The following is a 13528-nucleotide window of genomic DNA, read 5'->3' on the forward strand; positions in this document are numbered from 1 at the left end:
CGGTTCAGCCGACGCCCGAGGCCTGCCGCCACAGTTCCGCGAGTGAGGAGTCGCCCGTGACGGCGGGGAGAGGAAGCCGGTTCCACAGGGACAGGTACAGCCGGGGCGCCGGGCCCGCGATCTCGCAGTCGGCGGCACCCGCCGTCGACGCTTCCGCGCGTTCCGCCACGGGCGGCTCCGACGACAGCCGTACGGTCCAGGCGGCGTCCGTGTCGGTCGCCCGTACCCGCAGGACACCTGGTGTCCCGGTGCGCACCCGGCTCCTGCCGCGGGCGTGGAAGCCGAGCAGCAGTTCGTCGATGCCGTCGACGGCGAAGTCCACGGAGGGCTCGCCGAGTTCGCCGCCGAGCGCGGACTCCGCGTCGGCACGGTGCACGGACGTCTCGTGGGCCTGGCGGCGCGCCCAGAAGGCCAGCGGGGAGGGGGCGGGCAGGAAGCTCCAGCAGTCGACGTCGGCGGGGGTGGTGCGCAGGGTGTCGACGAGGCGCCGGTGTCCGGTCTCGAACCAGGTCAGCAGGGGGTCACCGTCCAGATCCGGGCCACTTTCGAGGGGGTGGGGCGAGGAACGGCCCTCGGCGAGGAATGCCGTGGCCCAGCGGTGCACGGCTCCCGTGTGCCGTACCAGGTCCCGGACCCGCCACTCGGGGCACGTCGGCACCTCGGCGTCCGTACCGGCCTTCCGGGCGGCCGTGGCAAGCAGTCGGCCTTCCTCGTCCAGGGCTCTGATGTGCTCGGCGGTCTCCATGGGACGAGTCTGCCGGATGAAGCGTGCTCGAAGCGCCCGCCCCGAGCCGGGGCGGGCGCTTCGGTTCACCGGTGGGTGGTCGGGGGCGTCAGGGTGTCGCCCGGATCCGGCCGTCGCGGCGCGTTCCCGCCCCCGGTTCCTCGTGGGCGAGCCACTCGGCGACGCTGTGGGCGATCGGCTGGCCGGTGTCCATCTCCACGAACCCGAACTGGCCGGACTGGTTGCACTCCAGGAACCACCAGATCCCGTCCCCGTCCTCAGCGAAGTCGAAGGCCCCGTAGGAGAGTTCGGCGTCGCGGAGGTAGGCGCGCACGGCCGTGGCGGTGCGTGCCGGGACGTCCACCGGCTGCCAGGGCGTGGTGGAGGGGGCGAAGCGGACGTCCACCTCGTCGGGGTGCGCGTCCGGGGGGACCACCTTGCGGGCGGCCATCATGCGGTCACCGACGACGGTGAGCCGGATGTCGGCGGTCTTGGCGATCCGGCGCTGCAGCAGCGTCGGGCCGAACGCGACGGCGGTGAAGTCGGTGCCGGGCGCGATGCGGCTGGTGGGGACCGTCCGGGCGGGCTCCTGTGGATGGGTCCCGGAGACCGGCTTCACCACCAGGTCCGGGAAGCGCTCGGCGAAGTCACGGGCGGCCTGCGGGAACGTGGTGATCAGCGTGGCCGGTACCGGGAGCCCGCAGCGCTGGGCGTGCCGGAGCTGCCACGGCTTGTGCCGGGCCCGGCGGGCCGCGTCCGGGTCGTTCATCCAGCGGGCCCCCGTGCCGCGCAGCATGCCGTACAGGGCCTGCGAGGACTCCTCGGTCAGCCAGGGGGACGGCTCGGCGACCCCGGCCGCCGGAACGCCGGGCCGGCGCAGCCAGATGGACCGCAGCGTGCTCATGCTCACCAGGCGGCCGCCGGCGGACAGATGCCCGCGGAAGGAGCCGTGCACGTACTCGCCGGAGAGCGCCACCGCGCCGGGCAGGTCGGCGGGGTCGAGCCGGACCACCGGTACGCCGGTCCTGTTGAGCTGCGCCACCACCAGGTCCGCCGTCACATCCTGTTCGCAGGTGAGGATCAACACCGTCATCGTCGCCGGTCCGTGTTCAGTCGTCGAAATGGGTCTTCGATCCCGCAGTGGACGTCGTCGCCCCCAATTCCCTCATAAGACCCTGGTCATGCGCCGCTATCCGCCCGTCGGCGAGCACGTTCAACTGCAGCCCGGAGTCGTAGGTGTACGGAGCGCTGAACTCCAACTGCTCAGCGGCGCGAGCATAGTTGAGCACGAACAGTCGCATCGTTTCTCCTTGTTCGGGACCATCCGGAAAAGCGGATGGTGACGCTCCGGCCGCCCTCTGTTCGGCCGGGTCGCGGTGTCTCCAGGGAGTTATACGAATCGAACGACTGAATGGTTGCCTCACGTTCTCGAAGGGCTGACTTCATGCACCGCGAGGTGTCACGGGGCAACGGTGAGTGGTCATTTGGCGGCCGAGTGGCGGGTGGTGAACGCGATGGCGGAGGCGAACGCGGCGAGTACCGCGACGCTCGTGAGCGCGGTGGGCAGGGAGAACCATTCGGCCATGAATCCGATCGCGGGCGGGCCGAGGAGCATGCCGAGATAGCCGAGGGTGGAGGCGGTGGCCACCCCGCTGGGCCCGGCCAGCGCGCCGGCGCGTTCGATGGCGACGGGGAAGATGTTGGCGAGGCCCAGACCGGTGACCGCGAAGCCGAGCAGGGTCGCCCACACGGAGGGGGCGAGGGAGCCGAGCAGCATGCCGGCCGTCGCGGTCGCGCCACCGGCCACGAGCACCGTGGTCCTGCCCAGGTGTTCGAGCAGGGTCGTCCCCGTGAGCCGGCCGACGGTCATGGCGAGTGCGAAACACGAGTAACCGATCGCCGCGACACCGGGCGAGGTGTCCAGGTCCGCCTCCAGGTGCAGGGCGCCCCAGTCGGCCAGCGCCCCCTCGCCGTACGCCGTGCACCCGGCGATCAGGCCGAGGACGACCACCAGGCCGCGCGTACGGCCGTCGAGGCGGCGGGGATCCGTCGCCCGGGGGCCCCGCCCGGAGGTGAGGTCCGGTGGTACCGGAGGCTCGTGGCGCAGCAGGGCGGGTGCGGCTACGGCGGTCACCAGCAGGCCGATCACGGTGATGCCGAGCAGATGGCGCGTGGGGGACAGGGAGCCCGCGACCAGGCCGCCGAGCCCCGCACCGAGCATGCCGCCGAGGCTGAAAGCGGCGTGGAAACTGGGCATGACGGGCCGGCCCAGCGCGGCCACCAGGTCCACGGCCGCGCTGTTGAAGGCGACGTTCATCCCGCCGAAAGCCGCGCCGAAGACCAGCAGTACCGCGCCCAGTGCGAGCGCCGAGTGGGTGAGCGGGGGCAGCGCCACGCTGAGCGACAGCAGGACGGCGCAGGCGACCGTCACCGGGTGGCTGCCGAAGCGGCGGCAGAGCCGGCCGGTGAGGACCATCGTGATCACCGCTCCGGCGGACACGCCCAGCAGCGCCAGCCCCAGTGCGCCGGGCGCCGCACCGGTCTGTTCCTTGACGGCGGGGATCCTGACCACCCAGCCGGCGAAGACGAAGCCGTCGAGGGCGAAGAAGGCGGTGATCGCGATGCGGAGGGTGCGGAGGTCGGCTCGGAGGTCGTCGGGGTCGTTGTCGTGGCCCGGCACGGCGTTGTGCGTTCGGGTTTTGTTTATTCGCGGCACAAAGCGAGGCTAGGTGGGGGTCGGTGGCCGGGGCAAGGGTCTTCGGGCGGAGGCGGGGCCGCCTCGAACCGAGTGGTGGTCGTGGGGTGGCGACACGTGATGGTGTCGCGGACGGCGAGTGCGGCGAACCGGGCTTTCGGCGGCCGTTGGAGGGCTGTCCCAGTGGCAAGGCCGACGAGGCGACGGCGGATGTCGTGCGGACGGTCGCGCGCGGCCCATCGCGTGCGCCTGTTTCACATGCGCGTACAACTAATGTGCTTGACACCTTCCAGGGCGTACGACGTAGGTTGAAGCGACAAGCACTGGACGGGTGGAGGCCCTGATGCGCGTACGTGACGCGGCACCGCACGGTGCCGGCGCGGGTACGTGGCTGATCACCCGGCGGCATGTGGACTACTGCCGTACCGCCTCCGCCGTCTGTCCTTCCGCACGCGTCTGACCCCTGTCGGCCCCTCGGGCCGGCCGTCTCGTCGTGCCCTCGGAAGGAACCCCATGTCCGGCCCCGCCCTGCGCCTCGCCGTCGAGCTCGACGGCGACGGCGCCCATCCCGCGGCCTGGCGCCGCGCCGCCCACTCCCCCGACCATCTGCTGACCCCGCGCCGGGTGGCGCGTGTCGCCGCCGCCGCGGAGAACGCCGGGTTCACCCTGCTCACCCTGGACGACGGCGTACTCCCGCCCGGTTCGGTGCCCGACACGGTCGGCAGGATCGGCGCGGTGGAGCGGGCCGCCTTCATCGCCGCGTCGACGAGCGTCGCCGGTGTCGCGCCGGTCGTCCCCCTCACCTACGCCGAACCGTTCCATGTCTCCAGCCAGTTGGCGTCCCTCGACCACATCTCCGTCGGGCGCGCCGGGTGGGTGGTCGGTGAGGAGACGCAACCCGAGGCGGCACGTGCCTGGGGACGCCCCCTCGTCGAAGGGGCCGCCGCCCGAGCAAGCGAATCCCGTGACGGCGTCGCGGCGGTGCGCGCGCTGTGGGACTCGTGGGAGGACGACGCGGTCGTCCGTTCCGTGGCCACCAGCCGGTATCTCGACCGCGACCGGCTGCACTACGTCGACTTCACCGGCGACACCTTCACGGTGAAGGGCCCCGCGATCGTGCCGCGTCCCCCGCAGGGGCAGGTCGTCGTGCTCGGCCACCCCGACCTCGTACCCGCCGAGCAGCTCGACGTCGCCCTCGTCGCGGGCCGCGGCCTCGCCGCCGTCGCCACGGCCGCCGCCGGTGCCGGGACGCCCCGGGTCTTCGCCGAGATCGAGGTCGCCCTCGACACGGCACACGCCACGGCCGAGGAACGCGTCGCCGACCTCGAACAGCATGCTCCGTGGACCGATCGCGGACGGTTGCGCCATGTCGGCTCCGCCGCCGGACTCGCCGCGCTGCTGGAGCGGCTGCGGGGAGTCGTGGACGGCGTACGGCTGCATCCGCTGGTGCTGGACGAGGACCTTCCGGAGCTGTCCCGGCTCGTGCTGCCGCATCTCTTCGAACGGCGGCACGCGGTCCGTCCGTCGGCCGGCGCTACCCTGCGCACCCACCTGGGCCTGGAGCGGCCCGCCAACCGCTACGCCACCGCGGCGGTCCCGGCCGGGGAGGTGACCCGATGACCCGTACCGATCCCCTCGACGTCCCCCGGCCCGACGCACAGCTGCACCTCGGGGTCTTTTTCCAGGGCGTCAACCACTGGACCATCTGGTCCGACCCGGCGAGCGGCAGCCAGATCGACCCCGCCAGCTTCCGGAAGGTGGCCCGGACCGCCGAACGGGGCCTGTTCGACGCGTTCTTCCTCGGGGAGGGGCTGCGGCTGCGCGAGGTCGACGGCAGGATCCACGATCTCGACGTCGCCGGACGGCCCGACGCCATCACCCAGCTCGCCGCCCTGGCCGCCGTCACCGACCGGATCGGCCTGGTCTCCACCTCCAACACCACGTTCAACGAGGCCCCCGACCTCGCCCGCCGCCTGTCCGGCCTCGATCTGCTCTCCGAGGGCCGCGCCGGCTGGAACGTGGTGACCACCGACAACGCCTGGACCGGGGAGAACTTCCGCCGCGGCGGCTACCTCGACCACGCCGACCGGTACACGCGCGCCGAGGAGTTCCTCACCGTGGCCCGCGCCCTCTGGGACGGCTGGAAGGACGGCGCCGCCTCCGGCTCCCCGGGCGCCTCCACCTGGGCGGCACCCGGAGCCGTCCGCCGGGTCCGGCACCGGGGAGCGCAGTTCGACGTCGACCTAGCGCCGACCCTGCCGCGCTCCGCCCAGGGTCACCCGGTGATCTTCCAGGCCGGCGACTCGGGTGAGGGCCGGGAATTCGCCGCCCGCAACGCCGACGTCATCTTCTCCGCGCACGGCAGCGACTTCGACGACGCGCTGGCCTTCGCCGACGACGTCCGGCGCCGTCTGCTGTCCGCCGGCCGGCCCGAGGACGACCTGCGCATCCTCCCCGGTACGGAGATCATCATCGGGGCCACCGAGGAGGAGGCCCTGGAGAAGAAGCGCTGGATCCGCCTCCAACAGGTCACCCCCGCCACGGCGTTGGGCATCGCCGGGCTCCTGTGGAACCGTGACCTGTCCGACCGGGACGCCGACGGGCCGCTGCCGAAGGAGGACCCGGTCGTCGCCGAGAACGACGGCTCCTTCGGCGCCCGGCGTATCGCCGACCCGTACACGGTGGTCGCCGAATGGCGGGAGAAGGCCGAGGCGGGAGGCTGGTCGCTGCGCGAGACCGTCATCGCCCTGGGTCCGCAGCGCGGCCACGTCGGTACTCCGGCGGGCCTCGCCGACAGGTTCACCCACTGGGTGCGCCACGGCGCGGTCGACGGCTTCAACGTCACGCCGTACCTGATCCCCGACGGCCTCGACGACATCGTCGACCTGCTCGTCCCCGAACTGCAGGAACGCGGCGTCTACCGCACCGAGTACACGGGCACGACGCTGCGCGAGCACCTGGGCCTGCGTGAACCTCTCACCCACCGCTCCACGACGGACGGCCGGCGAGCCGGCTGACCCACCGCCGTTCTTCTTCCGTGGCGACGGCCCACCCCGACCGGGGTGGGCCGCCGCCCGTTCGCCGTGACAGCCCCAGGTACGTGCACGCTCTCAAGGCGCACGACGCGCCCGTGTGGGCCGGGACCGGGTCGACGGACCGGCCGGAGTCCCCGAGTCGTCCTCACCCCACAGGACGGCCCCGGGATCCGACCTCCGTGGCCGTGCGACACCGGACGGTCCGGGCGACCGGTGCCGCCTTTTTCACCGTGCCGGACCAGAATCCGCTCCGCGTCCACCTCGGGGGCGTCACGGTCCGTGACCGGCCGCGTCGATTTTCTCGTGACCGCCCTCGACGGAATTCTCGCTGTCCGGGCAACTCGCTGGTCGGGCATGGAGAATTCGTCGATATCGCTATCCGGCAACCCCGTGTGAATACGCGGGTCAGGCCCTGTACGTGTGAAAAGCCGCCCCGTCATCAAGGGCGCTCATCGGCACCACCTGCGTGATGTCCAATCGAACCCGGCATTCCGCACCGTTTTCGCCGAGACGCGGCGGCATCGTGTCGAATGCCCGTCAATTCCCGGCGCCGTACGCGCGGCCGGCCTGAGGTGTCGGCGAGTTGATTCAGCCGGCCGCGCGGAACGTCCGTAGGCGCAGGGAGTTGCCGACGACGAAGACCGAGGAGAAGGCCATGGCCGCCCCGGCGATCATCGGGTTGAGGAGGCCCGCCGCCGCGAGCGGCACAGCGGCCACGTTGTAGGCGAAGGCCCAGAACAGGTTGGACCGGATGGTGCCGAGGGTCCGGCGGGCGAGGCGGATGGCGTCGGCTGCCACGCGCAGATCACCCCGTACGAGGGTCAGGTCGCCGGCCTGGATCGCGGCGTCCGTGCCCGTGCCCATCGCCAGCCCCAGGTCGGCCTGCGCGAGCGCGGCCGCGTCGTTGACGCCGTCACCGACCATCGCGACCGAACGGCCCTCCACCTGCAGCCGCTTGACCACGTCGACCTTGTCCTGCGGCAGCACCTCCGCGATCACGTCCTCGACCGCGATACCCACCTCACGCGCGACGGACTCGGCCACGGCCCTGTTGTCCCCGGTCAGCAGGATCGGGGTGAGGCCGAGCGCGCGCAGCCGGGTGACCGCCTCCGCGCTGGTCTCCTTCACCGCGTCGGCGACTTCGAGCACCGCGCGGGCCTCGCCGTCCCAGGCGACCACGATGGCGGTACGGCCGGACGCCTCGGCCTCGGCCCGCGTCCGTGCCAGGCGCTCCGGCAGTTCCATGGCCCAGTCGGCGAGGAGCCGTTCGCGGCCGACGAGGACCGCGTGGCCGTCGACGATCCCCCGCACCCCGAGGCCGGGTACGTTCGCGAAGTCCTCCGGTGCGGGCAGGGAGCCGAGCCGCGTCAGCGCACCCTCGGCGACGGCGCGGGCGACCGGGTGTTCGGAGGCGTGCTCCAACGCGCCCGCCAGCCGCAGGACTTCGGCCTCGTGGGTGCCGGCGGCGGGGTGTACGGCCAGCAGGGTCATCCGGCCGGTGGTGATGGTGCCGGTCTTGTCCAGGACGACGGTGTCGACCTTGCGCGTGGACTCCAGTACCTCCGGGCCCTTGATCAGGATGCCCAGTTGGGCGCCGCGCCCGGTGCCGACCAGCAGCGCGGTCGGTGTGGCGAGCCCCAGGGCGCAGGGGCAGGCGATGATCAGTACGGCGACGGCGGCGGTGAACGCGGCCGTGGGCCCGGCGCCGTTGCCGAGCCAGAAGCCGAGCGTGCCCAGGGCGAGGGCGATCACGATCGGCACGAAGACGGCGGAGATCCGGTCGGCGAGCCGTTGGGCAGCGGCCTTCCCGTTCTGTGCGTCCTCCACCAGCTTCGCCATCCGGGCCAGTTGGGTGTCGGCGCCGATCCGGCCGGCCTCGACGACGAGACGGCCGCCGGCGTTGACGGTGGCACCGGTGACCGGATCGCCGGCCACGACCTCCAGGGGCACGGACTCGCCGGTGAGCATGGACGCGTCCACTGCGGACGAGCCCTCGACGACCGTCCCGTCGGTGGCGATCTTCTCGCCGGGCCGCACGAGGAAGCGGTCGCCGACCCGCAACTCACCGATGGGGAGCGTCCGTTCGCGGCCGTCCCGCGTGAGGACGGTGACGTCCTTCGCGCCCAGCTCCAGCAGTGCCCGCAGCGCCGCGCCCGCCTTCCGCTTGGAGCGGGCCTCGAAGTAGCGCCCGGCGAGGATGAAGGCGGTCACCCCGGCCGCGGCCTCCAGATAGATGCTCCCGGCGCCGTCGCCCCGGACGACGGTCAGCTCGAAGGGGTGCGTCATGCCCGCTGTGCCCGCCGTCCCGAGGAACAGCGCCCACAGCGACCAGCCGAACGCGGCCAGGGTGCCGACGGAGATCAGGGTGTCCATGGTGGCGGCACCGTGCCGGGCGTTCTTCCAGGCGGCGCGGTGGAAGGGCCACCCGGCGTACGTCACCACCGGCGCCGCCAGCGTCAGGGACAGCCACTGCCAGTACTCGAACTGCAGCGCGGGGATCATGGCCATCGCGATCACGGGGACGGCGAGGACCACCGCTGTGATCAGCCGCTGCCGGAGCCGCAGCGACTCGTCGTCCACCGCCTCGCCCGTGCTCTCGGGCTCGGACCGTGCGGGTGGCGCCGGCTCCCGCGCCGTGTAGCCCGTCGCCTCGACGGTGGCGATCAGGTCCCGCACCGAGACGTCATCGGTGTGGCTGACCTTCGCCTTCTCGGTGGCGTAGTTGACCGTGGCCGTGACGCCGTCCATGCGGTTCAGCTTCTTCTCGACGCGGGCCGCGCAGGAGGCACAGGTCATACCGCCGATGGAGAGCTCCACCTCGGCGGCGGGGCCGGTCCTGGTGATGGTCATGGCTGCTCCTCGTACATCGTGGGCGGCTTGCCGGGCGGCTTGCCGGACTGATACGGGGTGGGGGTATCCTCGCGTACAGTCCCTGTATACCCCCATAGGGTATCGGCGGCAAATCGCTCCGCACCGCTTGACTGCATACCCCCTAGGGGTATGGTGAGCTGTGTGTAGGACCCGAACCCCCGAAGGAGACGGCCATGAACACCGGACTGAGGATCACCGCGTTCGCCGCCGCCCTGGCCGCGACGTTCGGCACCGCCTACGGCGTGGGCAAGGGCGTCGGCCCCGTCGTCTCGGACACCCCGGAGAGCGCGGAGAGCGCGCCCGCCCGCCACGACAGCCATACCGAGGAGGAGTCACCGGATCCCGGAGAGAGCGAGGGCGGGCAGGCGGCGGCCCCGGCCGGCGGACTGCGGATCTCCGAGGGCGGCTACACGCTCGACCTCCGGACCTCGGGTGTCACCGCCGGACACCGCGCCGACCTGCGCTTCGTCATCCGGGACGAGGACGGCCGCGCCGTCACCGCGTTCCAGCGCGAGCACGACAAGGAACTCCACCTCATCGTCGCCTCACGCGACCTGGTCACCTACCGCCATCTGCACCCCACCCGCGCCGCCGACGGCACCTGGAGCACCCCCGTCGACCTGCCCGGGGCGGGCGACTACCGCGTCTTCGCCGACTTCACCCCCGCCGGGAAGGACGCCGAGAACCTCACGCTCGGCGCCGACCTCGCGGCCTCGGGCACGTACAAACCGGAAAAGCTCCCGGCGCAGAGCGACACCGCCGAGGTCAACGGCTACGAGGTCGAGCTGACCGGTGGCCTGCGCCCGGGCGTCGCGAGCGAACTCAAGCTGAAGGTCTCCCGCGACGGCAGGCCCGTCACCGACCTCCAGCCCTACCTCGGCGCGTACGGCCACCTGGTCGCCCTGCGCTCCGGCGACCTCGCCTACCTGCACGTACATCCCCACGGTGAACCCGGCGACGGCAGGACCGCACCCGGCCCGGACGTCTCCTTCACGGCCACCGCGCCCAGCGCCGGCGCCTACCGCCTGTTCCTCGACTTCAAGCACGAGGGCAAGGTCCACACGGCCGCGTTCACGGTCCGGACGGGCGCGGCGGCCACACCGGAGGAGCCGCACGAGACCTCGACCGGCCACTCCCACTGAGAAGCGGCGACACGCCCCCGCACCTACCTGCCGGGACCTACACGCCGTCGGCCATCACCACCGGCGGTCGCCGCTCGCCGAACCGCGTCGCCCGTTCGAAGGCGTGGCCGGCCCTCAGGACCGACCAGTCCCGCCGGTGCGGGCCCACGATCTGCAGCCCGACCGGCAGGCCCTCCGGGGTGAACCCGGCCGGGACGGACAGGGCGGGGCAGCCCGTGACGGAGATCAGGTACGCCGAGCGCATCCAGTCGAGATAGGTCTCCATGGGGGTGCCGTCGACGACCGTCGGGTACGCCAGGTCGATGGCGAAGGGGACGACCTGACTGACCGGCAGCAACAGCAGGTCGTACCGCCCGAAGAACTCGCGGACCCGGTGGAAGAGGGCGCCGTGCAGCGCCTGCGCCCGCCCCAGGTCGGGTCCGCCGAGCCTGCGGCCCTCCTCGATGTTCCAGATCACGTCCGGGGCCAGCCGGTCGCGGTGCTCGTCCAGCAGCGGCCCGTACGTGAGCTCCACCTGCCAGGCGCGCTGGGCGAGGAACACCTCGTCCGCGCCGGAGAGGTCCGGGCAGGCCTCCTCGACGTCCCAGCCCAGCGCGGAGAACGCCTCGACCGCCGGGCCCAGCGCGTCCCGTACCTCCGGATCGACGGGCACCCGCCCGCCGAGATCGGGGGACCAGGCCACCCGCAACCCCCGTAGCCCGCCGTCGAGTTGCCAGGCGAAAGTGGAACCGGGCGTCTGCAGGGAGCGTGGGTCGCGGGGATCGGGACCGGCCAGCACGGACAGGGCCAGGGCGACGTCCGCCACGGTCCGGGCCATCGGCCCCTTCACCGACAGCTGGCCCCACGGAGCCTTGTCGGGCCAGGACGGCACCCGGCCCGGAGAGGGGCGCAGACCGACGACGTTGTTGAAGGAGGCGGGGTTGCGCAGGGAGCCGCCGGTGTCGCTGCCGTCGGCGATGGGCTGCATCCCGCAGGCGAGGGCCGCCCCCGCCCCTCCGCTGCTGCCGCCCGCGCTGCGGGACAGGTCGTACGGGTTGCGGGTGGCCCCGAAGACGGGGTTGACGGTGTGCGAACCCAGGCCCAGTTCGGGGACGTTGGTCTTGCCGAGGGTGATCGCCCCCGCCTTCCGCAGTCGTTCGACGACCAGATGGTCACGGTCGGGCACCCGGTCGGCGAAGATGGGCGAGCCGGACGTCGTCCGGATACCCGCCGTGTCGTGCAGGTCCTTGTGCGCGACGGGCAGCCCGTGCAGAGGGCCCACCGGCTCCCCGGCCGCCATCCGGTCGTCCGCCTCGGCCGCCTGCTCCAGCGCCCGGTCGGCCACGAGCGTCACGATCGCGTTCACCGCCGGATTGACCCGCTCGATCCGCTTCAGGTGGGCCGTCACCACCTCCCGCGCGGACAGCTCGCGGCGCGCCAGCGCGACGGAGAGTTCGTACGCGGTCCGAAAACACAGGTCGTCGGTCTCGTCCGCGTCGCCCGTCGGGTTCACGGGGTATCGCGCGGGGTGGTCGACGAGATCGTTCACGAGGTGGTTCACGCCCCTCCCAGGGAGTTATTGAGCTGGACGGCCGCGAGGATTCCGAAGAGCACGAAGGACCCGCCCAGCAGTACGTTCGAGGTGATCCTGTTGCGAAGAGCCGGCTCCACGCTGCGGCGGTTGAGCAGCACCAGCAGGGCGCCCGCGAGCAACGGCAGGATCAGCGAGCCGACGGCGGCGTAGGTGAGGACGAGGGACACCGGGCGGCCCAGGAAGGTGACGGCGACCGCGGTGACGGCGCAGTAGAGGACGAACAGGCGGAACGGGCGGCCGTTCTGCGCGATGTGGGGCTCCGCCTCGGCGTCCGGGATGCCCCGCAGCGCCCGCAGCGAGTCGGCGAGCAGGTAGCACAGGCCGTTGAAACCGCCGACGAGCGCGCTCAGGGTCACCAGGAAGAACGTCCCCAGGAACAGCACCCGCGCCACCGACCCCAGATCGGCGCCGAGCGGATCGGCGAGCGCGGCCAGGCCGTCGCTCCCGGTGATGCTCCCGCCCGTGCCGTACAGCAGCCCCGTGCCCACCACCGTCGTGCACAGTACGAACAGCAGGGTCAGGCCGTAACTCACCGCCGAGTCCGCCCGCACGATCCCCAACCGGCTCCGGTCCGCCCAGCCCTTCTCCCGCACCCAGTAGCTGTACGAGGCGATCCCGGCCGTCCCGCCCACCCCGCCGACCAGTGCCAGTACCGTCACCACGTCACCTTCCGGCAGCCTCGGGCGCAGGGTGCCCAGCAGGCCGGGCAGATCGTCGGCGGTGACGAGCGTGGCCACCGCCAGGACGGCCATGCCGAGGAACTTGGCGAGCATGAAGACGCTCATCACCCGCTCGAACACCGTGTACCGCCCGACGTACACGAGCGTGGCCGCCGCCAGCGCGATCACCACGCCGACGGGTCTGACCGGCAGTACGGGGAACAGTGTGGACAGCGCCAGGGACGCCACCGAGCTGAGTGCCGCCCCGTACAGCAGGCCGATCACCAGGACGAAGAGCATGAACGCCGCCGGAAGCCAGCGGGCGGCCGACTTCAGGCTCGCGATCACGGTCTGCCCGGTGGCCAGGTACAGGCGGCCCACCGCCTCGGTGAGCGCGTACTTCAGGACGACACCGATGACGATGGCCCACATCAGCGCCATCCCGTACCCGGCGGCTCCCGCGAGCGACGTCACCATGTCGCCCGCGCCCACGCTCGCGGCGGCCAGCACCAGCCCGGGACCGAGGAGTGCCCACCGGCCGCGCCGGGCGCCGGCGGGCAGGAGCGGCGCCGGCGCGGTGGAGTCGGCGGCCGGGGAACGTGGGGGACTGCCGGGAGTCACGGTCACGTCGACCATCTCCGTTCATCGGGGAGTCACGGGAGCCATGGGTTCATGCGGGCCGAACGGGGGGCGGTGGGGCCGAGGGGGACGGTGGGCGCGCGCCCGCACGGCGGGGAGACCGTGCGGGACCATGCGATTCCACTTCACGGCAGGCTGGGCCACGGCGACGGAAGGGAACAAGAACCCCTGCGGAGTTGACGGAATCCGC

The 13528-nt window shown here is 72.4% G+C and carries 11 protein-coding genes; 4 read left to right on the top strand and 7 right to left on the bottom strand.

Annotation, left to right across the window (positions count from 1 at the left end; translation table 11 throughout):
* Nucleotides 1-4 precede the first annotated feature (4 nt).
* From OG622_RS44130 to OG622_RS44145, 4 genes are all read right to left on the bottom strand, one after another.
* Nucleotides 5-745 carry a maleylpyruvate isomerase family mycothiol-dependent enzyme gene (locus OG622_RS44130; RefSeq protein WP_371582605.1) on the bottom strand — a complete coding sequence of 247 codons (741 nt, stop codon included), beginning with the start codon at nucleotides 743-745 and terminating at the stop codon, nucleotides 5-7.
* Between the two features lie 88 nt (nucleotides 746-833).
* Nucleotides 834-1817: an ATP-grasp ribosomal peptide maturase gene (gene tgmB, locus OG622_RS44135; RefSeq protein ID WP_371582607.1), complete on the bottom strand. Its 984-nt coding sequence runs from the start codon at nucleotides 1815-1817 to the stop codon at nucleotides 834-836.
* Between the two features lie 16 nt (nucleotides 1818-1833).
* Nucleotides 1834-2025, bottom strand: a complete 192-nt coding sequence (tgmA, locus tag OG622_RS44140) for a putative ATP-grasp-modified RiPP (protein WP_013005676.1) — start codon at nucleotides 2023-2025, stop codon at nucleotides 1834-1836.
* Nucleotides 2026-2204: 179 nt separating this feature from the next.
* Nucleotides 2205-3404 (bottom strand): MFS transporter, encoded by a 1200-nt coding sequence (locus OG622_RS44145; RefSeq protein WP_371582608.1) that lies wholly within the window; start codon nucleotides 3402-3404, stop codon nucleotides 2205-2207.
* Nucleotides 3405-3762: 358 nt separating this feature from the next.
* Here OG622_RS44145 and OG622_RS44150 point away from each other — a divergent pair, with 358 nt between their 5' ends.
* From OG622_RS44150 to OG622_RS44160, 3 genes are read left to right on the top strand one after another with little or no spacing between them, the layout of a single operon-like run.
* Nucleotides 3763-3879: a putative leader peptide gene (locus OG622_RS44150; RefSeq protein WP_371582610.1), complete on the top strand. Its 117-nt coding sequence runs from the start codon at nucleotides 3763-3765 to the stop codon at nucleotides 3877-3879.
* Nucleotides 3880-3932: 53 nt separating this feature from the next.
* Nucleotides 3933-5039: an LLM class flavin-dependent oxidoreductase gene (locus OG622_RS44155; protein WP_371582611.1), complete on the top strand. Its 1107-nt coding sequence runs from the start codon at nucleotides 3933-3935 to the stop codon at nucleotides 5037-5039.
* Nucleotides 5036-6436 (top strand): NtaA/DmoA family FMN-dependent monooxygenase, encoded by a 1401-nt coding sequence (locus OG622_RS44160; protein WP_371582613.1) that lies wholly within the window; start codon nucleotides 5036-5038, stop codon nucleotides 6434-6436. Before OG622_RS44155 ends, OG622_RS44160 begins: the two co-directional genes overlap by 4 nt.
* 606 nt (nucleotides 6437-7042) lie before the next feature.
* On the opposite strand, the gene OG622_RS44165 is transcribed toward OG622_RS44160, so the two are convergent.
* Nucleotides 7043-9304: a heavy metal translocating P-type ATPase gene (locus OG622_RS44165; RefSeq protein WP_371582615.1), complete on the bottom strand. Its 2262-nt coding sequence runs from the start codon at nucleotides 9302-9304 to the stop codon at nucleotides 7043-7045.
* A 194-nt stretch (nucleotides 9305-9498) separates the two neighbouring features.
* On the opposite strand from OG622_RS44165, the gene OG622_RS44170 reads away from it, so the two are divergent.
* Nucleotides 9499-10467, top strand: a complete 969-nt coding sequence (locus OG622_RS44170) for a hypothetical protein (protein WP_371582617.1) — start codon at nucleotides 9499-9501, stop codon at nucleotides 10465-10467.
* A 37-nt stretch (nucleotides 10468-10504) separates the two neighbouring features.
* On the opposite strand, the gene OG622_RS44175 is transcribed toward OG622_RS44170, so the two are convergent.
* Both OG622_RS44175 and OG622_RS44180 read right to left on the bottom strand, forming a co-directional pair.
* Nucleotides 10505-12007: an amidase gene (locus tag OG622_RS44175; RefSeq protein WP_371582619.1), complete on the bottom strand. Its 1503-nt coding sequence runs from the start codon at nucleotides 12005-12007 to the stop codon at nucleotides 10505-10507.
* A complete protein-coding gene (locus OG622_RS44180; protein ID WP_371582621.1) occupies nucleotides 12004-13335 on the bottom strand; it encodes an Nramp family divalent metal transporter in 1332 nt (443 codons plus the stop codon). The genes OG622_RS44175 and OG622_RS44180 overlap by 4 nt, the downstream gene beginning before the upstream one ends.
* Nucleotides 13336-13528: the final 193 nt, after the last annotated feature.

The sequence above is a fragment of the Streptomyces sp. NBC_01314 genome, from assembly GCF_041435215.1.
Lineage (GTDB): Bacteria > Actinomycetota > Actinomycetes > Streptomycetales > Streptomycetaceae > Streptomyces.

What these genes read in the sequence shown, in the direction of transcription:
- tgmB (WP_371582607.1), bottom strand. Translation starts at nt 1,817, where the DNA reads ATGACGGTGTTGATCCTCACCTGCGAACAGGATGTGACGGCGGACCTG.
- OG622_RS44180 (WP_371582621.1), bottom strand. Translation starts at nt 13,335, where the DNA reads ATGGTCGACGTGACCGTGACTCCCGGCAGTCCCCCACGTTCCCCGGCC.
- OG622_RS44130 (WP_371582605.1), bottom strand. Translation starts at nt 745, where the DNA reads ATGGAGACCGCCGAGCACATCAGAGCCCTGGACGAGGAAGGCCGACTG.
- OG622_RS44165 (WP_371582615.1), bottom strand. Translation starts at nt 9,304, where the DNA reads ATGACCATCACCAGGACCGGCCCCGCCGCCGAGGTGGAGCTCTCCATC.
- OG622_RS44160 (WP_371582613.1), top strand. Translation starts at nt 5,036, where the DNA reads ATGACCCGTACCGATCCCCTCGACGTCCCCCGGCCCGACGCACAGCTG.
- OG622_RS44155 (WP_371582611.1), top strand. Translation starts at nt 3,933, where the DNA reads ATGTCCGGCCCCGCCCTGCGCCTCGCCGTCGAGCTCGACGGCGACGGC.
- tgmA (WP_013005676.1), bottom strand. Translation starts at nt 2,025, where the DNA reads ATGCGACTGTTCGTGCTCAACTATGCTCGCGCCGCTGAGCAGTTGGAG.
- OG622_RS44170 (WP_371582617.1), top strand. Translation starts at nt 9,499, where the DNA reads ATGAACACCGGACTGAGGATCACCGCGTTCGCCGCCGCCCTGGCCGCG.
- OG622_RS44150 (WP_371582610.1), top strand. Translation starts at nt 3,763, where the DNA reads ATGCGCGTACGTGACGCGGCACCGCACGGTGCCGGCGCGGGTACGTGG.